Origin of the sequence: Roseospira visakhapatnamensis, assembly GCF_014197915.1 — a bacterium.
Lineage (GTDB): Bacteria > Pseudomonadota > Alphaproteobacteria > Rhodospirillales > Rhodospirillaceae > Rhodospira > Rhodospira visakhapatnamensis.
Map to the genome: position 1 here is coordinate 39,047 of NZ_JACIGK010000020.1, position 19,030 is coordinate 58,076.

The following is a 19,030-nucleotide window of genomic DNA, read 5'->3' on the forward strand; positions in this document are numbered from 1 at the left end:
CCCCTGAGCGGAGGGAGCTTGCGCCCACGGTCCTTGACCACGACCGTTGACGCCCGTGGCCGGTCGGGGGTCGGGCATCCGCCAGACCAAGGACCGTGCGGCCCCACGCGGGGCGAACGGACACGCGGGCTCGCCGAGGCCGCCAGCCATGACCTATGATGATCGGGATCGGTGTCGGGGATCCGGCGCGGAGACCCTGGCGCGACGCACCGGTCCGATGTCGCCTTCCGTATCCTATGATACCAACGGTCATTGAGAATGACCGTTGCAGTCCGTGGCCGGCCCGCTCCCCCTCCCGGCCACCCCAAGTATACTGCCGTGGGTGGCCGGGAGGGGGAGCGGGCCGGTGCCGCTCGGCGGATGAGTCACACTCATCCGCCACTGGTATGACAGGGGATCCGCATGAGCGCCAACCACACCGGAGCCGACCCCGCCGCCGGACCGACGCCTCCGAACGCCGGCGCCGCCGGTGAGGCGCCCGCGACCGGCGCGCCCGACGGCCTCGCCAACACGAGACGGGGGTGGACGCTGCGACTCGGGCTGCTCGTGCTCCTGGTCGCCGGTCTTGCCGCCTTCGTGGCCCTCGGCGGGCCGCGCCTGCTGTCGTTCGACACGCTGGGCCGGCACCATGCGGCCATCGCCGCGTGGGTCTCCGCGCACCAGGGGATGGCCGTGGTGGCCTTCGTGCTGACCTACGTCCTGGCCGTCACCTTCAGCGTCCCGGGAGCGGTGTGGCTGAGCATCGCCGGAGGCTACCTGTTCGGCACAGTGCTGGGGTCGGCGCTGGTCGTACTGGCGGCGACCCTGGGGGCGACGGCCGTGTTCCTGGCGGCGCGCACCATTCTCGGCGACGGGTGGCGGCGGCGCGCGTTCTCGGGTACCGGGCGGCGGCTGGCCGAACGGCTGCGGGACAGCGCCTTCACCGGCCTTCTTGTGTTGCGTTTGGTGCCGGTCTTCCCGTTCTGGCTGGTGAATCTTGTGCCGGCCTTCCTGGATGTCTCGGTGCGCGTCTATGTGCTGGCGACGCTGTTGGGTATCATTCCCGGAGCGGTCGTTTTCGCCGGTGTCGGCGCCGGGCTGGACCGGGTGCTGGCGGCCGGGGACCAGCCGGACCTGGGCGTGGTGTACGATCCCCAGGTCCTGGGACCGCTGCTGGGGCTGGCGGTGCTGGCCCTGCTGCCGACTCTGTGGCGACGCTGGAAGGGACCGGAGGCATGAGAGGCCCGACATTGACACCGGACCTGTGCGTCATCGGCGCGGGCTCCGGCGGCCTGAGCGTGGCCGCCGGCGCCGCGCGGCTGGGGGCGTCGGTGGTGTTGATCGAGAAGGGCGAGATGGGCGGCGACTGCCTGAACGCGGGCTGCGTGCCGTCGAAGTCGCTGCTGGCCGCCGCCCGCGCCGCGCAGGACATCCGCGAGGCCGGCCGCTTCGGAGTGCACGCGGGCGAACCGGCCGTCGACTTCGCCGCCGTCATGGACCACGTGCGGGGCGTTATCGACGGCATCACGCCCATGGACTCCCAGGCGCGCTTCGAGTCCCTGGGCGTCACGGTGCTGCGCGAGGAGGCCCGCTTCGGCGATCCGCACACCGTCCTGGCTGGCGCGCACCGGGTGCGGGCACGGCGCTTCGTCGTGGCCGCCGGATCACGCCCCCATGTGCCGACCATCCCCGGGCTTGCCGACTCGCCCTACCTGACCAACGAGACCGTCTTCGCGCTGCGCGAGCGACCGACACACCTGATGATCCTGGGCGGCGGACCGATCGGCTGCGAACTGGGCCAGGCGTTTCGCCGGCTTGGCAGCCGGGTCACGATCCTGGAGGTTGACCGAGTCCTGGGCGGCGACGACCCCGACATGGCCGCGGTGGTGCGGACCCGCCTGATCGCCGAGGGCGTGGACCTGCGCGAGGGTTGGCGGGCCACCTCGGTCGAGACCCGCCCCGACGACGGCCCCGGGCGTGGCGCGGAGACCCGCCTCGGCCTCACCGCCATCGACGGGGCCGGCGGCGTCGATACCCTGACCGGCAGTCACCTCCTGGTCGCCCTGGGCCGGCGCGCCGCCCTGAAGGGACTCAAGCTGGCCTCGGCCGACATCATAGCCACCCCGCAGGGGATCCGGGTGGACGACCGCCTGCGCACCACCAACCGCCGGGTGTTCGCCATCGGCGACGTCACCGGCGGCCCGATGTTCACCCACATGGCCAGCCACGGGGCCTCCGTGGTGGTGCGACAGGCGCTGTTCCGCCTGCCGGCGCGGGTGGACCTCGGGGTCGTGCCCCATGTCACCTACACCGATCCCGAACTGGCCTGGGTGGGCCTGACCGAGACCCAGGCCCTGGCCAGGCATCACGACCGGTCCCCCCGCGTGGTGCGCTGGACGTTCGCCGAGAACGACCGGGCGCGGTGCGAGCGCCGGTCCGAGGGCATGGTCAAGGTGGTGGCCACCCCGCGCGGGCGGGTGCTGGGCGCCGGGGTTGTGGGCCGCGACGCCGGCGAGTTGATCCAGCCCTGGGTGATGGCCATCCGCCACCGGATCCGCCTCGGCGCCCTGGCCACCATGATCGCGCCCTATCCGACCCGCACCGAGGCCAGCAAGCGCGCCGCCGGGGCGTTCCACGAGCCGGCCCTGTTTTCCGAGCGCACCCGCCGCCTGGTGCGCCTGCTGTCCTGGCTGGGGTGACCCTCATGGCCGACACCGTGCGCGACCTGCTGGCGGGCCACGCCCCCGACCGTCCGGCGATCGGCGCCCCCGACCGTCCCTGGCTGACCTTCGGGGCGCTGGAGGCCGTGGCGGCGCAGCTGTGCGCCACCGTGAACGGGCTGGGCGTGGGACGCGGCGACCGGGTGGCGCTGGTGCTGCCCAACGGCCCGGAGATGGCCGCCGCCTTCGTCGGCCTGGCGTGCTGCGTGGACGTGGCGCCCCTCAACCCGGCCTATACCCACGACGAGGTCGCCTTCTATCTGAACGATCTGCGGGCTCGGCTGCTGGTGGTGGCGGCGACCGACGACGGCCCGGCCGTGGCCGCCGCCCGGGGGCTGGGCATCCCCGTGGCCCGCCTGGAGCGCCGGGCCGACGGCCCGGCCGGGGCCGTCACCCTGATGGCCGGCGAGGGCGCCAGCCCGGCGGCCTTGGGGACGCCGGCCCGACCGGGCGCCTCCGGGCCCGACGACGGCGCCCTGGTGCTGCACACCTCGGGCACCACCGCGCGGCCGAAGATCGTGCCGCTGCTGAACCGCAACGTGGCCGCCTCGGCCCGGCACATCGGCGCGACGCTGGCGCTGACGCCCGACGACCGGTGCCTGAACATCATGCCGCTGTTCCATATCCACGGCCTGATCGCGGCGGTCATCGCGTCGCTGGCGCACGGGGCCTCGGTGTGGTGCGCGCCGGGCTTCGACGCGCTGCGGTTCCAGGGCTGGCTGAAGGCGGCGCGGCCCACGTGGTATACCGCCGTGCCCACCATGCACCAGGCCATCCTGGCCCGGGCCGAGCGCACCCCGGACGCGGCGGCGGCCGCCGGGCTGCGCTTCATCCGGTCGTCGTCGGCGTCGCTGCCGGCGCAGGTGATGACCGCCCTGGAAGGCGCCTTCCAGGCTCCGGTGATCGAAAGCTACGGCATGACCGAGGCGTGTCATCAGATGACCTCCAACCGGTTGCCGCCGGCCCCGCGCCGTGCGGGCTGCGTCGGCGTGGCGGCCGGACCCGGGGTGCGGCTGGCCGACGAAGGCGCGCCCCGCCTGCTGGATGGCCCGGCCGAGATCGGCGAGGTGGTCATCAGCGGCCCCAACGTCACCCCCGGCTACGAGAACAACCCCGATGCCAACGCCTCGGCCTTCTTCCGGGCGGAGGGACGGCGCTGGTTCCGCACCGGGGACCAGGGGTGGATGGACGCCGACGGCATGCTGACCCTCACCGGGCGCCTGAAGGAGATCATCAATCGCGGCGGCGAGAAGATCAGCCCGCTGGAGGTCGACGGCGTGCTGATGGATCACCCGGCGGTGCGCCAGGTGATCACCTTCGCCGTGCCCCACCGCTCCCTGGGCGAGGACGTCGGCGCCGCCGTGGTGCTGCGCGAGGGGCACGGCACCACCGACCGGGATCTGCGGGCCTTCGCCGCCGAACGGCTGGCGCCCTTCAAGGTACCGCGCACGGTGCTCATCCTGGACGAGATCCCCAAGGGACCGACCGGCAAGCCGCGCCGGGTCGGGCTGGCCCAGGCCCTTGGGGTGGCGGGCCGATGACCCTCCCCCGGGTCTGCATCCTCGGCGCCGGGGCCATCGGCGGCTACCTGGGGGCGCGGCTTGCCCTGGCCGGAACCGCCGAGGTCTCCCTCGTGGCGCGCGGGCCGCATCTGGAGGCCCTGCGCACCCATGGCCTGACGCTGATCGAGGGCGACCGCCACCACACGGTGCGGGTGCCGGCCACCGACACGCCCGCCGACCTGGGGCCGCAGGACTATGTCATCGTCACCCTCAAGGCCAACGCCGTGCCGGACGCCGTGCCCCTGCTCCAGGCGCTCCTGGGGCCGGAAACCTGCGTGGTGATGGGCGTCAACGGCGTGCCCTGGTGGTACTTCCACAGGTGTCCGGGACCCTGGGAGGACCACCGGCTGGCCAGCGTCGATCCCGGCGACGCCCAATGGACCGGCATCGGACCCGACCGCGTGCTGGGCTGCGTGGTTCATCCCGCCGCCGAGGTCGAGGCCCCTGGCGTTGTGCGCCACATCGAGGGCACGCGGTTTTCCCTCGGCGAGCCCTCGGGCGACCGCTCCCGGCGGGCGCTGGTGCTGGCGGCGGCGCTGTCGGCGGCCGGCCTGAAGGCGCCGGTCCGATCCGACATCCGCACCGAGATCTGGGTGAAGCTGTGGGGCAACCTGTGCTTCAATCCCTTGAGCGCGCTGACCGGCGCGCCGCTGGACGCGCTGTGTGCCGACCCGGGCACGCGCGGGGTCGCCCGGGCGATGATGCTGGAGGCGCAGGCGGTGGCCGAGTCCCTGGGCATCCACGTTCCCATCGACGTGGACCGGCGCATCGCCGGCGCCGCCGCCGTGGGCGCCCACAAGACATCCATGCTTCAGGACCTGGAGCGCGGCCGGCCGATGGAAATCGAGGCCCTGGTGGGCGCGGTGGCCGAACTGGGCCGCCTGGTGGGGGCGGCGACGCCGACCCTCGACACCGTGCTGGCGCTGGTGCGCCTGCGCGCCCAGCTGGCCGGCTGCCTGGAGGCGTGATATCAGTGGCGGATGAGTGTTACCCATGTCCCCGGTTGCTCACACGGACTGCAACGGTCAGTCTCCATGACCGTTGGTATGAGTCAGGGCTCGACCCTCGGACGCCCGACAGGCCCCTTGCCCGGCGGCGGCGGGCATCGTATGTAGGGACATGCTAGGCCGGTCGCCAGGGCCTCCCTGCGGGTGTAGTTCAGTGGTAGAACGACAGCTTCCCAAGCTGTATGTCGTGGGTTCGATTCCCATCACCCGCTCCAACCTGTCCCATCGGCTGGCCTGTCCCGGCCGGACGGACGAGATCGTCTCCGGCGTCACTCCGCCGCCAGCGACCGGCGGGGCAGCGATCCCACCGCCTCCATCAGCACCGCCATGGATCGGCCCAGGCGCGCCAGGCCGTCGGTGGGCCGGCGGGTGCCCTCGTCCATGTAAAGCGCCCGGTTGACCTCGATCTGCAGGGCATGGATCCCGGCGTCGGGCCGGCCGTGATGGCGGGTGGTGTGCCCCCCGGCGTAGGGCCGGTTGCGGCGCACCCGCAACCCCATGTCCCCCAGCACCGCCTCCACGGTGTCCGTGACCAGTGGGTCGCAGGCGGTGCCGTGGCGGTCGCCGAGGATCACGTCCGGGCGGGTCCAGGCCCGTTCCTCCTCCAGCGCGGAGGACGGCATGGAGTGACAGTCCAGCAGCACGCAGTGTCCGAATCGAACCCGCGTCTGGCTCACCAGCCGGGCGAGCGTCTCGTGATAGGGATAGTAGTGGCGCGCCAGCCGGCGTTCCGCTTCGGCCAGGGGCAGCCGGCGCGCATAGATGGGCGCGCCGTCGCCGGCCAGGCGCGGCAGCGTGCCCAAGCCCGCGCGCACCCGGGGCGAGGTGGTGTTGGCGCAGGCCGGCAACGGGTCGGAGAACATGGCCGGGTCCAGCTCCCACGGTTCCCGGTTCACGTCCAGGAACACGCGCGGGAACAGCGCGGCCAGCAGCGGCGCGCCCAGCTCCGGCGCGGCCGCCATCATGGCCTCCACATGGGTGTCCTCGCTGGCCCGCAGCTTCGCCAGCGGCGGGCGCGCCACCGCCAGGAAGGCCGCCGGATAGGCGGTGCCGGAATGCGGCGAGGCCACGACCAGGGGCAGGGTCTGCGGCGTCGGCGTCCGCAGCCGCACCGCCGCCCTTGTCAGCAGCGGGTCGGACGGCTCTGAATCGGAGGCAGGATCGGTCATCGGCGCCCATCCGGTCGACGAGACCCGTATCTTAGTCCTGCTGGTCCGGGCTTGGGAACGCCTCCGGCAGGGTGGATCTCGTCGTCCCCCGGTTTGGTCTCGCTTGGGAGACTCCGTGCGTGGCTGGCGTGGGGGACGGATCGTGGGTCCGGCGCCGGACCCAGGGGCGGGTCACTCCCCCAAGCGGTCTTCCATGATTCCGCCGATGGCCTCCAGCAGGACCGTGAGGGTCGCGATCTGGCTCAGCGAGAAGCTGTTCAGGTGATCGACCAGACGGGCGAAGTCCCGCCCATGGGCCGACTCATGGGCCCGAAAGGCCGTCCATCCCAGCGGAGTCAGACCGAGTTCCCATTCCTTGTTGCTGTGCGGCGCGCGAACCTTGGTCAGGAACCCCTTGGCCACCAGCTTGGTCACCATCTGCGAGGCGGCGCTCTTGGTGATGCCGAAGGTGGTCGCCACGTCGGTGACGCTCAGCCCCGGGCGTTCGCCGACGGCCTCGATGGTGTGCGCTTCCTTGGTGGTGATCTCCAGGTCGTCATGGACCCGGATGGGCAGGTCCTCGACGCGCGCCACCCGGTGGGCAACCCGCATGAGCTGCCGCACCGTCGTCTTGACCAGATCGTCCTTGCTGTCGCCGTGCATGTCTCAGACAGTATGGCGCTTTAACCATGGGATCAAGAGGCCGCCCCCATCGACGTCGACGGGCGACGAGCGGTGATCGTCGGCGGCGGCCCCTGGATCCGGGTCCCAAGACATCACCCCGCCTTGCGGGCGGCGAAGATCAGGTTGACCCCGTTCGGTCCCCCCGCCCGGGAGGTGAAGTCGCCGAAGCCTTCGTCGGCCAGGGTGCGGCGCATCCCGTCCATCGCCTCCGCCGTCAGGAAGTGGGTCTGGACGCCCACCATGCGCGTGATCAATTCCCGGACGCTCTTTAAGATCGGCGACCCCTGGCCATCGGGATCCAGGGTCTGGGACACCAGCCATCCCCCGGGCGCGACGCCGGCGGCGATGGTCCTGACGGTCGTCGGCAGGGACTCCGAGAACATATGCAGGACATGAGAGACGACGATCAGGTCGTAGGCCGCGACGGGTAGGGTGTCCTGGCGAAGGTCGAATCCCCGCGCCGACAGACGGTCGCCATGACCGGACTCCCGGCACACCGTCTGGATCGCCGGCACCGCCGGCGGCACGTCCAGAATCTCCGCCGTCAACTGGGGATTCTCGTCCAGCAGGGCCATTGTGTACCGGCCATGGTTGCCGCCGATGTCGCTCATCCGGCGCATGGCCGGGAAGCCGGGCAAGCCGGCGATGAACGCGACCATGTCCTGCAAGGATCCCTGCATGCTGTACTGGGCCAACGTGTTCAACGCGTCGACACTGACCCAATGCTGTCCGGGCGCGCCCTGTTTGGCGCGCGGCTTGCCCCGCAGGATGTCCGACAGGTCGTTCGCGATGGCGGCGTGTCGCTGTTGTTGGGACAGCAGAAAGGATCCCTGCCAGAAGGGCGACCCGGAGACCAGGAACTCCGACGCGAGCGGCGTGTTCGCGTAGGTGTCGCCCCGTTTCACCACGAGCCCCTTGAGTCGCAGCACATCCAGCATGGCTTCCGTCACGCCCGTGTTGCCCCCCAGACTCGCCGATATCTGCTCCAGGCTCCGGGGATCATCCAATAGGTCGTAGAGGTTCAGACGCACGGAGTCCTCGACGACCTTGGCCGCGATCCCGTCGGTCAGCAACTCTTCCACGGGGTCGAACTGGCAGGTGGGTTTCGGGAGGGGCATCTCTTCAGTCCTTCGCATGAGAGAGACGGCGCGTGAGGGCGGCCGAGGGCGCCACCATGGCCATCGCTTATTTATTAAGTTACCTTACTATGTGGACGAGCCGGTGCTGTTGGACACCGCGCCCCCAGGTCGTCGATGCAGGATATTTTGGAACAAGATTGTCGCTCAAGGCCGGATCCCCGGACTCCGTCGCTGGAGATCCATATGGTAAATAAGCTTAATCAAAAAATCAAGAGGCGGACGAGACTCGTTACTTAAACGGGAAATATGCTATACAAACAATTAATTTGTGTTTCGAAGGAGAGTCCTCACACCGTCAAGGTGCTCCGGATGAGGCGTGCCGCTTTTGAAGTGTCGTCCCCCGGACGGCGCGAAGCCCCTGAAAGATCGCCATCTCCTGGAAACTCTCGGACGGTCAGCCTGCGCCCGGACCGGTGTCCGCCGCCGCCCCGCGCGGGCGCCGCCCGGCCCCCGGGGCCGAACTCCCGCCGACTTCCGCGCTTGCCCTGACACAAAGGTTGGGTGTTAATGAGGCGTATGGGGCGCCTCCGTCACCCGGGTCGGCGGAATCGGCGCCAGAGGTCCGGCGGCGCACCGCAGCACGGTGTGCTGGTCAAGGGAAACCGACCGCATGTCCTTCGCCACCATCCTGGGCGTCATCTTCGGATTTGGCCTGTTCGTCGGCGCCATCGTCCTGAGCACCGACAACGTTTTCATCTTTCTCAACCTGCCCAGTTTCATCATGGTCCTGGGGGGAACGCTGGCGGCGGCCTTTATTTCCTTCGAGCCCCGCTACGTTGTCCACGCCCTGCGCGTGATGAGTTCCATTTTGTTCACGCACGAGGTCACGCGGGCGATCCTCACGCACGAGGTCGGCCGGGTGATCCGCTGGGGCTATGTGATTCAGAAAAGCGGCCTGCCGGGCCTGGAGACGGACGCCGGCCGCGCCACCAAGACGGATCGCTTTCTCGGCTATGGCATCGAACTGGTGATCACCGGCTATACCGGCCAGGAGGTTCGGGACATCCTGGCCAACACCGTGGAAACCACGTTCATGCGCAACACCGTCTACTCGGACATCCTGCGCAACATGGGCTCCACCGCCCCGGCCTTCGGCATGATCGGCACCCTGGTCGGCCTGATCATCATGCTCGACAACATGGGCAAGGACCCGGCGTCCCTGGGGCCGGGCATGGCCGTGGCGCTGGTCACGACCCTTTATGGCGTGCTGTCGGCCCGGCTGATCTTCCTGCCGGCCGCCAACAAGGTGCAGCAGCGCGAGGAAATCGTGCGCTTCCGCAATTACTTGCTGGCGGAGGGCCTGGCCCTGCTCGCCGAGCGCAAGAGCCCGCGCTACATCCAGGACAAGATGAACAGCTACCTGGACCCCGGGCTCCACTTCAGCATCGACAGCATGATGCGCGCGCGGGGCGGGCGCGCCCCATCCTTCAGCCCCGGGACTGGCACCGCCACCGGCCCCGCCAGCAGTCCGTCCGGCGGGTCCTCCGGAAGCTGAGGGCAAGCCCGTCCGCGACCTGGGAAAAGGCACCGGAGCGATGTTCGAGAACCAGGGACAGCATTGGTCCAAGAAAGCCTCTCGAAAAGAGGCCGAGGATGACTGGATCACCACCTTCGCCGACATGGCGACGTTGCTGTTGGCGTTCTTCATCCTGCTGGCGGCCATTTCGAAGATCGATCCCGTGCTGTTCGAGCAGGTCAAGGCCGGCATGGCCAAGGGCATAGGCCAGCGGGACATCGAGCGCCCCATCGAGGCCCTGCGCAACGACATCACCGCCGCCATCGACCTGATGAAGGTGGACGACGTGATCGGCCTGGGCGTGGACCAACAGGGACTGGTGATCGACTTCGCGAGCACCGCGTTCTACAAGCCCGGGTCGGCCGACCTGCGCGAGGAAGCGCTCCCGGTGCTGGAGCGCATGGCCGTGACCTTGGGGTCGATGAAGTACCGCAACTTCCAGATCGAGGTGCAGGGCCACACCGACGACACGCCGGTCAGCACGCGCGTCTATCCCTCGAACTGGGAGCTGTCGGCGACCCGGGCGACGCGGGTGGTCCGTTTCCTGGAGGACGTGGGTCTGGACAGCCAGCGCCTGCGCGCCGTCGGCCTCGCGGACACCGCGCCGAAGGTGCCCAACCGCGATCCGGACGGCAACCCGCTCCCCAACAACCAGGAGATCAACCGCCGGGTCTCGGTGCGGGTCATGCCACGCTGACTCCCTCGGGCGCCAGGGTCTCCAGGGCGGCCACGTCGCCCCGGACCACGGTCGGCAGGGCGCGGATCAGCGTCTCGGGCGGCCAGGTCCACCAGGCCAGGGCGCGAAGCCGGGCGATCTCGTCGTCCGAGAACCGTTGGCGCACCACCCGCGCCGGATTGCCGGCGACCACCGCGTAGGGCGGCACGTCCCGGCTGACCACCGCGCGCGCGGCGACGATGGCCCCGTCCCCCACCGTGACGCCGGGCATCAGCAGACACTCGTGGCCCAGCCAGACATCGTTGCCGATGACGGTATCGCCACGCTTGGGAAAGGGCATGTCCCGCATCGGCACGGCCGCCGCCCAGGCCCCGCCAAAGACCGGGAACGGGAATGTGCTGGGTCCGGCCATGGCGTGGTTGGCGTCGGCCATCATGATGGTGGTGCCGTGGGCGATGGCGCAGAACCGGCCGATGCGCAGGCGCGCTTGTCCGTAGCCGAAGTGGTAGCACACGTTGCGCTCAAAGAAGGCCAGCGGATCCTGGAAGTCACTGTAGTAACTGTAGGCGCCCACATCGACGGTATCCGCCCCCGCCATCGGCGGCCGTTGCGCCAGCAGCGGCTTCAAAAGCACCATCCCCGTGAACCCCGCCAGGGGATACAGAACGTCGGGGTCGGGGATGGCGGCATCACTGGGCGGCATCGGTCACTCCATCGTTTCAGGATCACGGGCGCAGCGTCACGCCCATGCCGTCCCGCGCCACCAGGGCCTCGGGGCAGGCCCGCCGGATCTCGTCCTCCAGGCAGCCCATGAAGGCGTCATCGTGGTCCGGGTCGTGATGGAAGACCACCAGCCGGCGGGCCCGGGCCGCGCGGCACAGGCGCATCCCCTCGCACCAAGTGGAGTGGCCCCACCCCAGCTTGGCCGGGAACTCCTCGTCCGTGTAGGTGCTGTCGTAGATCACCAGATCGGCCTCGGCAATCAGGGACAGGACATTCTCGTCCGGCGCGCCGGGCACATGTTCGGTATCCGTGACGTAACAGATCGACAGGCCCGCGTAATCCAGACGGTAGCCGGTGGCGCCATTGGGGTGGTTCAGCGGCGTGGTGGTGACCCGCACCGCCGGGTCGAGCGCGAACCCGTCCCGAGGCTTGAAGTCGCGAAAGGCCATGCGGGCGTTCATGGCCTCCAGCGGCACGGGAAACATGGGATCGGACATGTGGGTGGAGAACAGGGCGCGAATACCGCCGTTGTCGGCCACATGGCCGGCCATGACCGTCAGCGAGAAATCGGGCCGATAGGCCGGCGCGAAGAAGGGAAAGCCGATGATGTGGTCCCAGTGGGTATGCGTCATCAGCAGGGTCGCGGCGGACACGCCGCGGTCAAGGAACGAACGTCCGAGAAGGCGAAGCCCCGTGCCGGCATCGAAGACGACATGGCGTCCGTCCAGATGGACTTCCACGCAACTCGTGTTGCCGCCGTAGATCACGTGGTCGGGCGACGGACAGGGAATACTACCGCGCACACCCCAGAACTTCACCCAGCAACTCATCGGCGCCTCTTTATGCGTCTATGCGTCTATACGTCTATGCGTCTATGCGTCTATGCGTCTATGCCCTTGTCCCTCTGCGTTGCCCGTTCCCTCCGCCGACCGGGGACCGCGCCCCCGACGGGACCGGCTGCCGTCTGTTTGCATGCCAGCAACCACCATACGTCATCGAACGGTCCTATGCCACGGCCCCCGGCGCGCCTGTCGCCACCGTCCCCTGTCTGGGGTCGACGCGATCGCCCAGCCGGACCCCCAAGGCCTCGTCGGCCCGCCCCTGGTTCACGGCGACTTCCGCCAGACCATTGGCGTTCTCGTACCAGAACGGGTGACCGACCGGCACGTCCGAGAACGTGCGGGCCCGGCGCAGGGGCCGGCCGTGAACCATCAACTCGGCGGTCGCCGCCAGGGTGGACGCCCGCATGCCCGTCATGGCGTTGCCGTACCGATCGATATAGACGACGCGGGCCAGATCCTCCGGCCAGTCGGCGCGGTCCACGCACCCCGGGTCCAGCGCCTCCCGCGCGTCCGGCCGATCGCCCCGGGCCAGGCGCGCCGCCGCCGGCGCGAACACGTCGCGCCCATGGAAACTGGCGCTGAGACGACCGGGCGGCGGAAACACCGGATAGGCGCGCAGGCGGGCGGCCCGCCGCGCCACCAGGGCGAACAGGCCGTTGTCCGGTCCCACGAACCAGCGCCCGTCGGCCTCGACCATCAGGCCGGCGCGGTCGGAGCCCACGCCCGGATCCACCACCCCCAGAACGATGGTGTCCGGCGGCAGTGGCGCCACATGGGCCGCCAGAAGGTAGGCCGACGCCCGGGCATCGAACGCCGGCGCATCGGCGAACAGGTCGACCACCGGCGCGCCCGGCGCCCCCTGGTGCAGCACCGCCTTCATCTGGCCGGTGTACGGACCGTCGAGCCCAAAGTCCGTGAAGATGGCGATCAGCCTCACCCCGTCCTCCCTCGTCTCCATGGCCTGCCTCGGTCTCCATCCGTGTCCCGGCCCATGCCCCGGCCCGCCCCCGAGTGTCCCGACTCCGACGCTCGGCCCACGATACCGCAAACGCCCCGGGACACCGGTGTTTGATCAGACCGCCGGTCCCGCCGGGCCTCGCGGGGGTCGGCGACGGACGGCCTTTGGGGCATGGGCGGGCGCGATGGACGGCGCCGCGCATCCCCCCCCTCCCGAGTCCTGGTCATTTCGTGGTCGCGACAACGCCCTGCCCATTGTTCACCGTTCCGGTTCGACGCTATGCTGCGCACACTCGGGGTGTGTCCGCTGGCGCGCCTCCCCGGCAACATGCGGCTGTCCGTGTCACGCGGGATCGTGCCCAGGAAAGGCCGCCCGCCGCCAAAAAATACGAGGGAGAAATCGGTCCATGAAACGTCGTGATTTCCTGTCCGGCGCCGCCATCACCGGCGCCGCCACGGCGACCACGGTCGCCTCCGCCCTGTCGACCCCGGCGATCGCCCAGGACAGGCGCGAGTTGAAGCTTGTCACCACCTGGCCGAAGAATTTCCCCGGCCTGGGCACCAGCGCCGAGCGCTGGGCCCAGCGCATCACCGCCATGTCGGACGGCCGCCTGACCGTCAAGGTCTACGCGGCCGGCGAACTGGTGCCCGCGTTCGAGGCGTTCGATGCCGTGTCCTCCGGCACCGCCGACATGTATCACGGCGCCGAATACTACTGGCAGGGCAAGTCCAAGGCGTTCAACTTCTTCGCCGCCGTCCCCTTCGGCCTGACCGCCACCGAGATCAACGCCTGGGTCTATCATGCCGGCGGCCAGCAGCTTTGGGATGAGTTGTCGGCGGGCTTCAACATCAAACCCATGCTGGTGGCCAACACCGGGGTCCAGATGGGCGGCTGGTTCAACAAGGAAATCAACGCCGTTGAGGACTACAAGGGCCTCAAGATCCGCATTCCGGGCCTGGGGGGCGAGGTGCTGCGGCGGATCGGCGCGGCGGCCGTGTCGCTGCCGGGCGGCGAGGTCTTCCCGGCCCTGCAATCCGGCGCCATCGACGCCACCGAATGGGTCGGCCCCTGGAACGACCTGGCTTTCGGGTTCTACAAGGTAGCGAAGTATTATTACTATCCCGGCTTCCACGAACCCGGCACGGCCCTGTCCGGCGGCGTCAACCTGGCCGTCTGGGACAGCCTGAGCGACGCCGACAAGGCGATCATCGAGGCCGCCGCCGCCGCCGAGAACGACTACACCCTGGCCGAGTTCAACACCCGCAACGGTGACGCGCTGGCCACTCTGGTCAATGAGCACGGCGTTGAACTGCGCAAGTTCTCCGACGACATCATGAAGGCCATCGGCGACGCCGCCGGCGAGGTGGTGGCCGAGGTGGCGGCCGAGGACCCGATGACCAAGAAGGTCTACGACTCCTTCATCGACTTCCGCACCAAGGCCGTCGGCTGGGCGCGGATCGCCGACCAGGCGTACTGGACCGCCCGCGAACTCCCGTACGCCTACGGACAATAGGTCCGGCCGACCTCCGGTCGGTCTCGTCGATGGGGCCGGAGACCACGTCGGCCTCACACCCCATTGCTGTCCCGTCAAGGGCTCGTCGGCTCCCGATCTCGGGGGCCGACGTGTCTTTGACCCCCTCACCCGAAAACCATAGGAGTTCAGGGGGTGATCTCGCTACCCTCGCTAGCCCGCGCGATCGACGGCCTCAACCGTGGCATCGGTCAGGCCACGGCCTGGCTGGCCCTGTTCATGGTACTGGTTCAGTTCCTGGTGGTCGTTCTGCGCTATGTTTTCGGCCTTGGGTTCATATGGATGCAGGAAAGCATCGTGTACATGCATGGACTGCTGTTCATGGTGGGCGCCGGCTATACCCTGCTCCAGGATGGGCATGTGCGGGTGGACGTGTTTTACCGGGATGCCTCGCGCCGGCGGCAGGCGCTGGTCAACCTGGCGGGGTCGGTCCTGTTCCTGATTCCCTTCTGTACCCTGATCCTGTGGGTCTCCATCGACTACGTGGGCAACGCCTGGCGCGTCCTGGAGGGCTCCAAGGAGACCAGCGGCATTCAGGGCGTCTTCCTGCTCAAGTCGGTGATCCTGGTGTTCGGCGCCCTGGTCCTCCTGCAAGGCGTGTCGGTCATCGCGCGGTCCCTCCTCACGCTGACCGGCCGGGACGGCGACGCGCCCCGGCCCGGCGAGGGGGAGGCGGGCTGATGGACCACATGCTGGAACGCGAGATCTACGCCCTGGCCATGTTCGCGGGCACCTGCCTGTTCCTGGTCGCGGGCTTTCCGGTGGCCTTCACCCTGGGCGGCTCGGCGCTGGTATTCGGGCTGATCGGCTGGGGCCTGGGCATCTTCGACCTGAGCTTCCTGGCGGCCATGCCGCAACGCATCTTCGGCACCATGACCAACGAGGTGCTGATCGCGGTCCCGTTGTTCGTGTTCATGGGGGTCATGCTGGAGCGCTCGCGGGTGGCCGAGGACCTGCTGGACAGCATGGGCAAGCTGTTCGGCACCCTGCGGGGCGGCCTGGGCATCTCGGTGTGCATCGTCGGCGCCCTGCTGGCCGCCTCCACCGGCATCGTCGGCGCCACGGTGGTCACCATGGGCCTGCTGTCCCTGCCCACCATGCTGCGTCGGGGCTATTGCCCGAGGCTGTCCTGCGGCACCATCTGCGCCGCCGGCACCCTGGGCCAGATCATCCCGCCGTCGATCGTGCTGGTGCTGCTGGGCGACCAGATCTCCAACGCCTACACCGATGCCCAGCGGTCCATCGGCAACTGGTCGCCCGAGCCGGTATCGGTGGGGGATCTGTTCGCCGGGGCGCTGCTGCCCGGCCTGGGCCTGGTGGCGCTGTACGTGCTGTATGTGGCGCTGGTGGCCTGGCTCCAGCCCAAGCGCGCGCCCTCCATCCGGGACGAGGCCGATCATGACCTGAGCCCCTGGCAGACCATCGCGACGCTGGCCAACGCCCTGCTGCCGCCGGTGATCCTCATCGTCGCCGTGCTGGGCTCCATCCTGACCGGCGTGGCGACCCCGACCGAGGCCGCCGCCGTCGGCGCCGTCGGCGCCCTGCTGCTCGCCGGCCTGAAGCTTCAGGCCAGCAGCCGCTGGCCCATCCTGGCCACTTTCGCCGCCCTGGTGCTGATGCTGGTGCTGGCGCGCACCGTGGATCTGCGAGTCGCGCGCGAGGTGATCGGCCCCGCCGAGACCGTCTGGATCTGGGTGGCCGTGGCCTGCACCGCGATCGTCTTCCTGGGGATCGGCGAGAGCCTGCGGCGGGTCTGGCGCATGGCGATCCTTCAGGATGTGATGCGCCAGACCCTCAAGATCTCCTCCATGGTGTTCGTGATCATCGTCGGCGCCGGCCTGTTCTCGCTGGTGTTCCGGGGCCTGGGCGGCGAGGAGATGGTGCACGCGTTCCTCACCAACCTGCCCGGCGGCGCCTTCGGCGCCATGCTGGTGGTGATGCTGGTGATGTTCGTGCTGGGCTTCTTCCTGGACTTCATCGAGATCATCTTCGTCGTCGTGCCCATCGTCGGGCCGGTGCTGCTGCGCATGGACCTGGACCCGGTGTGGCTGGGCGTGATGATCGCCATGAACCTCCAGACCTCCTTCCTGACGCCGCCGTTCGGCTTCGCGCTGTTCTACCTGCGCGGCGTGGCGCCACCCTCCATCCGCACCCAGTCCATCTACCGGGGCGTGCTGCCGTTCATCGTCATCCAGCTCATTGGCCTTGGCCTGCTGGCGATGTTTCCGCAGATGGCCACCTGGCTGCCGAGCGTCTTCTTCGGGTAGCCCCGCTGGCCGCCGTTCGCGCCACCGCCGTGCTCCTTTGGCCACGAGGGGGGCGAAAATCCGCGCGACGCCCTTCCTTCAGCGGAGGGGCCTCGTTCCTTTGGCGCGATTGACCATCGCCCGAGCCTGCTGTCATCCTGGAGGCGAACTCGGTACGACGGTGATCCAACATGACAGGGGGGAGGCCCAATCCATGACCCCGCGCGAATCGGCCCAGGGGTGGCTGCGACAGGCGCACAACGATCTGATTCATGCCCAATGGTCGTTGCAGGCGGGTCATCTGGACTGGGCCTGCTTCGCGGCCCATCAGGCGGCGGAGCGGGCGCTGAAGGGGCTGGCCCTGGAGTCAGGACATCGCCCCCTGTCCACCAGCAATCCGGCGCTGCTGGCGGTCGACCTGATCGAGCTTGGCGTGCTGGGTGACGACGATGTGGTCACGCTGGGCGACCTGGAGTCCCTGGCGACCGTGGCCCGCCAGGCCCGCGACCCGGACCGCGCGATCCCCAGCAACGACGACGACGCCCACGACAGCCGCGCCGCCGCCCTGGTGGCCCAGACCGAGAAGGTGGTCGCCCTGGTGTCCGCCACCACCGGCACCGGAACCGGCGCCCTGGCCGCCTCGTCCGGCCAGGGCGGCACCGTCCTGCCGTTCCCCCAGGCCCCCTTGCATGCCTGAGACCGCCGCGCCCTACCCCCTTGACTGGTAGAGTGGCTTCAGGTCTTCCCACTGAACGGTGGGCCGGTCGGGTTCCGGCTCGGTCAGGGGCGTGGTCTCGCGAAGTCCCACCCGGCAGCGTTGCGCGAGTTGCTGATATTGCTTGGTGCCTTCCATCTTCCAGGCGTACTCCGCGTCGGTGACCTGGCGCACCACCTTGCCCGGCACACCGGCCACCAGCGAGCGCTCCGGAAACACGGTCCCGGCCTTCACGAAGCACTGCGCGGCGACGATGCTCTCGGCGCCGACCACCGCCCCGTCCATCACCACGCTGTTCATGCCCACCAGGGCGCCGCGGCCGACGCGCGCGCTGTGCAGGATGGCGCCGTGGCCAATGTGGCCGTCCACCTCGACCACCGTATCCGTGCCCTGGAAACCATGCATGGTGCAGTTGTCCTGGATGTTGCTGCCGTCTTCGAGGATGATGCGCCCGAAGTCGCCGCGCAGCGAGGCCGACGGCCCCACGTAGACGCCGGGACCGACGATCACGTCACCGATCAGGATGGCGGTGGGGTGAACGAAGGCGGTCGAGTGCACCACGGGCACCAGGTTTTCGAAGGCATAGACGGGCATGGGGCGAGCACCTCCCAACACTGTGACGGATCGCGGTGGCGCGGAGTCCATACGCCACCGTTTGGCCGCCATCGTGCCGGCTGCGAGGGACGGCGGCAAGGGAGAAGGATCCTCATGACCGACTGGACGCCCGACACCTACCTGACCTTCGCCGACCATCGCCTGCGGCCGGCCCTGGACCTGCTGGCCCGCATCCCGATGGATGCGCCGAGACGGATCGTCGACCTGGGATGCGGCACCGGCGCGCTGACCCGTCACTTGGCGGCGCGCTGGCCCAACGCGGAGATCACCGGGCTGGACACGTCGGCCGAGATGCTGAGCCGCGCCCAAGCCGAGGACGGCGGCAAGACCATCACCTGGGTTCAGGGCGATATCGCCACCTGGACGCCGGACGACCAGGGTTCTCCGGACCTGATCACATCCAATGCCGCGCTGCACTGGCTGGACGGGCACGACGTGCTGTTCCCGCGTCTTCTGGACGCCCTGGCCCCGGGCGGCGTGCTGGCCGTGCAGATGCCGCGCAACCATGACCGGCCGTCCCACGCCCTGATCAGGGCCGTCGCCAAGGAAGGTCCCTGGGAGCCTCTGCTGGCCGCCCTGGTCGCCGCCCCGCCGCCGGTGGATCCGCCCGAGGTGACCGTGCGCCGCCTGCTGGCGGCCGGCGCGGCCACCGTCGATGCCTGGGAAACCGACTATCAGCAGATCCTGGCGGGCGGACCGGACGCGGTGGCCGCCTTCACCGACTCCACGGCGCTGCGACCGTGGCTCGCGCGCCTGCCCGACGCGACCATGCGGGACGCCTTCCGCGCCGCCTATCGCGGGCGCCTGGCCACGGCGTATGAGTCCCTGCCCAACGGGCGGGTCCTGTTCCCCTTCCGCCGCCAGTTCCTTGTGGCCACCCGGCCGCATGCGGAGAGTCCATGACCGATCCGTGCGACCCGGCCGCCGCCGCCCCCCGTCCCCGCTCGGCGCACCCGCTCTCGGCTGGAC

Annotated in this window: 18 protein-coding genes and 1 tRNA gene; 12 read left to right on the top strand and 7 right to left on the bottom strand. The window is 69.6% G+C overall.

The features are described from left to right. Positions 1-402 precede the first annotated feature (402 nt). The 5 genes from GGD89_RS13100 (at position 403) to GGD89_RS13120 (ending at position 5,483) form a co-directional block, all read left to right on the top strand. Positions 403-1,218, top strand: coding sequence for a TVP38/TMEM64 family protein (locus tag GGD89_RS13100; RefSeq protein WP_221238454.1), 816 nt, complete (start codon positions 403-405; stop codon positions 1,216-1,218). Continuing rightward, on the top strand, positions 1,215-2,678 hold the full coding sequence (locus GGD89_RS13105; protein WP_184045974.1) for a dihydrolipoyl dehydrogenase family protein: 1,464 nt from the start codon (positions 1,215-1,217) through the stop codon (positions 2,676-2,678). The genes GGD89_RS13100 and GGD89_RS13105 overlap by 4 nt, the downstream gene beginning before the upstream one ends. Positions 2,679-2,683: 5 nt before the next feature. After that, positions 2,684-4,240, top strand: coding sequence for an acyl--CoA ligase (locus GGD89_RS13110; RefSeq protein WP_184045976.1), 1,557 nt, complete (start codon positions 2,684-2,686; stop codon positions 4,238-4,240). After that, positions 4,237-5,229: a 2-dehydropantoate 2-reductase gene (locus tag GGD89_RS13115; RefSeq protein WP_184045978.1), complete on the top strand. Its 993-nt coding sequence runs from the start codon at positions 4,237-4,239 to the stop codon at positions 5,227-5,229. The genes GGD89_RS13110 and GGD89_RS13115 overlap by 4 nt, the downstream gene beginning before the upstream one ends. Before the next feature lie 179 nt (positions 5,230-5,408). Next, positions 5,409-5,483, top strand: a tRNA-Gly gene (locus tag GGD89_RS13120). 54 nt (positions 5,484-5,537) lie between these two features. Here GGD89_RS13120 and GGD89_RS13125 read toward each other — a convergent pair. From GGD89_RS13125 to GGD89_RS13135, 3 genes are all read right to left on the bottom strand, one after another. After that, a complete protein-coding gene (locus GGD89_RS13125; protein ID WP_184045980.1) occupies positions 5,538-6,437 on the bottom strand; it encodes an N-formylglutamate amidohydrolase in 900 nt (299 codons plus the stop codon). Positions 6,438-6,608: 171 nt separating this feature from the next. After that, complete coding sequence (locus tag GGD89_RS13130; RefSeq protein WP_184045982.1) at positions 6,609-7,079, bottom strand: MarR family winged helix-turn-helix transcriptional regulator; 471 nt, start codon at positions 7,077-7,079, stop codon at positions 6,609-6,611. A gap of 113 nt (positions 7,080-7,192) precedes the next feature. After that, positions 7,193-8,218, bottom strand: a complete 1,026-nt coding sequence (locus tag GGD89_RS13135; protein ID WP_184045985.1) for a methyltransferase domain-containing protein — start codon at positions 8,216-8,218, stop codon at positions 7,193-7,195. A gap of 631 nt (positions 8,219-8,849) precedes the next feature. Between GGD89_RS13135 and GGD89_RS13140 the strand changes: the two genes are divergently transcribed. Continuing rightward, on the top strand, positions 8,850-9,734 hold the full coding sequence (locus tag GGD89_RS13140) for a motility protein A (protein ID WP_184045987.1): 885 nt from the start codon (positions 8,850-8,852) through the stop codon (positions 9,732-9,734). Between the two features lie 40 nt (positions 9,735-9,774). Beyond that, positions 9,775-10,452: an OmpA/MotB family protein gene (locus GGD89_RS13145; protein ID WP_184045989.1), complete on the top strand. Its 678-nt coding sequence runs from the start codon at positions 9,775-9,777 to the stop codon at positions 10,450-10,452. Here GGD89_RS13145 and GGD89_RS13150 read toward each other — a convergent pair. The 3 genes from GGD89_RS13150 to GGD89_RS13160 form a co-directional block, all read right to left on the bottom strand. Further along, entirely contained in the window at positions 10,439-11,134 is a 696-nt protein-coding gene (locus tag GGD89_RS13150; protein WP_184045991.1) for a CatB-related O-acetyltransferase, read from the bottom strand. The genes GGD89_RS13145 and GGD89_RS13150 overlap by 14 nt on opposite strands. Before the next feature lie 22 nt (positions 11,135-11,156). Next, the gene (locus tag GGD89_RS13155; RefSeq protein WP_184045993.1) at positions 11,157-11,984 is read right to left on the bottom strand and encodes an MBL fold metallo-hydrolase; all 828 of its coding nucleotides are present in this window, start codon (positions 11,982-11,984) and stop codon (positions 11,157-11,159) included. A 175-nt stretch (positions 11,985-12,159) separates the two neighbouring features. Continuing rightward, the gene (locus GGD89_RS13160) at positions 12,160-12,954 is read right to left on the bottom strand and encodes an SAM hydrolase/SAM-dependent halogenase family protein (RefSeq protein WP_246423101.1); all 795 of its coding nucleotides are present in this window, start codon (positions 12,952-12,954) and stop codon (positions 12,160-12,162) included. A 406-nt stretch (positions 12,955-13,360) separates the two neighbouring features. On the opposite strand from GGD89_RS13160, the gene GGD89_RS13165 reads away from it, so the two are divergent. The 4 genes from GGD89_RS13165 (at position 13,361) to GGD89_RS13180 (ending at position 17,428) form a co-directional block, all read left to right on the top strand. Then, positions 13,361-14,467, top strand: coding sequence for a TRAP transporter substrate-binding protein (locus tag GGD89_RS13165; protein WP_184045995.1), 1,107 nt, complete (start codon positions 13,361-13,363; stop codon positions 14,465-14,467). A gap of 153 nt (positions 14,468-14,620) precedes the next feature. After that, positions 14,621-15,166 (top strand): TRAP transporter small permease subunit, encoded by a 546-nt coding sequence (locus GGD89_RS13170; protein WP_343058601.1) that lies wholly within the window; start codon positions 14,621-14,623, stop codon positions 15,164-15,166. Next, positions 15,166-16,752 (top strand): TRAP transporter large permease, encoded by a 1,587-nt coding sequence (locus GGD89_RS13175; protein WP_184045997.1) that lies wholly within the window; start codon positions 15,166-15,168, stop codon positions 16,750-16,752. The genes GGD89_RS13170 and GGD89_RS13175 overlap by 1 nt, the downstream gene beginning before the upstream one ends. 193 nt (positions 16,753-16,945) lie before the next feature. After that, positions 16,946-17,428 (top strand): HEPN domain-containing protein, encoded by a 483-nt coding sequence (locus tag GGD89_RS13180; protein WP_184045999.1) that lies wholly within the window; start codon positions 16,946-16,948, stop codon positions 17,426-17,428. A 12-nt stretch (positions 17,429-17,440) separates the two neighbouring features. On the opposite strand, the gene GGD89_RS13185 is transcribed toward GGD89_RS13180, so the two are convergent. Continuing rightward, positions 17,441-18,040, bottom strand: a complete 600-nt coding sequence (locus GGD89_RS13185; RefSeq protein ID WP_184046001.1) for a phenylacetic acid degradation protein PaaY — start codon at positions 18,038-18,040, stop codon at positions 17,441-17,443. 114 nt (positions 18,041-18,154) lie between these two features. Between GGD89_RS13185 and GGD89_RS13190 the strand changes: the two genes are divergently transcribed. Further along, positions 18,155-18,964 (top strand): methyltransferase domain-containing protein, encoded by an 810-nt coding sequence (locus GGD89_RS13190; RefSeq protein ID WP_184046003.1) that lies wholly within the window; start codon positions 18,155-18,157, stop codon positions 18,962-18,964. The last annotated feature ends 66 nt before the right edge of the window (positions 18,965-19,030 follow it).

Bases quoted from the DNA above. Each gene is read 5' to 3' on its own strand.
- GGD89_RS13100 (WP_221238454.1), top strand. From the start codon at position 403: ATGAGCGCCAACCACACCGGAGCCGACCCCGCCGCCGGACCGACGCCT.
- GGD89_RS13105 (WP_184045974.1), top strand. From the start codon at position 1,215: ATGAGAGGCCCGACATTGACACCGGACCTGTGCGTCATCGGCGCGGGC.
- GGD89_RS13110 (WP_184045976.1), top strand. From the start codon at position 2,684: ATGGCCGACACCGTGCGCGACCTGCTGGCGGGCCACGCCCCCGACCGT.
- GGD89_RS13115 (WP_184045978.1), top strand. From the start codon at position 4,237: ATGACCCTCCCCCGGGTCTGCATCCTCGGCGCCGGGGCCATCGGCGGC.
- GGD89_RS13125 (WP_184045980.1), bottom strand. From the start codon at position 6,437: ATGACCGATCCTGCCTCCGATTCAGAGCCGTCCGACCCGCTGCTGACA.
- GGD89_RS13130 (WP_184045982.1), bottom strand. From the start codon at position 7,079: ATGCACGGCGACAGCAAGGACGATCTGGTCAAGACGACGGTGCGGCAG.
- GGD89_RS13135 (WP_184045985.1), bottom strand. From the start codon at position 8,218: ATGCCCCTCCCGAAACCCACCTGCCAGTTCGACCCCGTGGAAGAGTTG.
- GGD89_RS13140 (WP_184045987.1), top strand. From the start codon at position 8,850: ATGTCCTTCGCCACCATCCTGGGCGTCATCTTCGGATTTGGCCTGTTC.
- GGD89_RS13145 (WP_184045989.1), top strand. From the start codon at position 9,775: ATGTTCGAGAACCAGGGACAGCATTGGTCCAAGAAAGCCTCTCGAAAA.
- GGD89_RS13150 (WP_184045991.1), bottom strand. From the start codon at position 11,134: ATGCCGCCCAGTGATGCCGCCATCCCCGACCCCGACGTTCTGTATCCC.
- GGD89_RS13155 (WP_184045993.1), bottom strand. From the start codon at position 11,984: ATGAGTTGCTGGGTGAAGTTCTGGGGTGTGCGCGGTAGTATTCCCTGT.
- GGD89_RS13160 (WP_246423101.1), bottom strand. From the start codon at position 12,954: ATGGAGACGAGGGAGGACGGGGTGAGGCTGATCGCCATCTTCACGGAC.
- GGD89_RS13165 (WP_184045995.1), top strand. From the start codon at position 13,361: ATGAAACGTCGTGATTTCCTGTCCGGCGCCGCCATCACCGGCGCCGCC.
- GGD89_RS13175 (WP_184045997.1), top strand. From the start codon at position 15,166: ATGGACCACATGCTGGAACGCGAGATCTACGCCCTGGCCATGTTCGCG.
- GGD89_RS13180 (WP_184045999.1), top strand. From the start codon at position 16,946: ATGACCCCGCGCGAATCGGCCCAGGGGTGGCTGCGACAGGCGCACAAC.
- GGD89_RS13185 (WP_184046001.1), bottom strand. From the start codon at position 18,040: ATGCCCGTCTATGCCTTCGAAAACCTGGTGCCCGTGGTGCACTCGACC.
- GGD89_RS13190 (WP_184046003.1), top strand. From the start codon at position 18,155: ATGACCGACTGGACGCCCGACACCTACCTGACCTTCGCCGACCATCGC.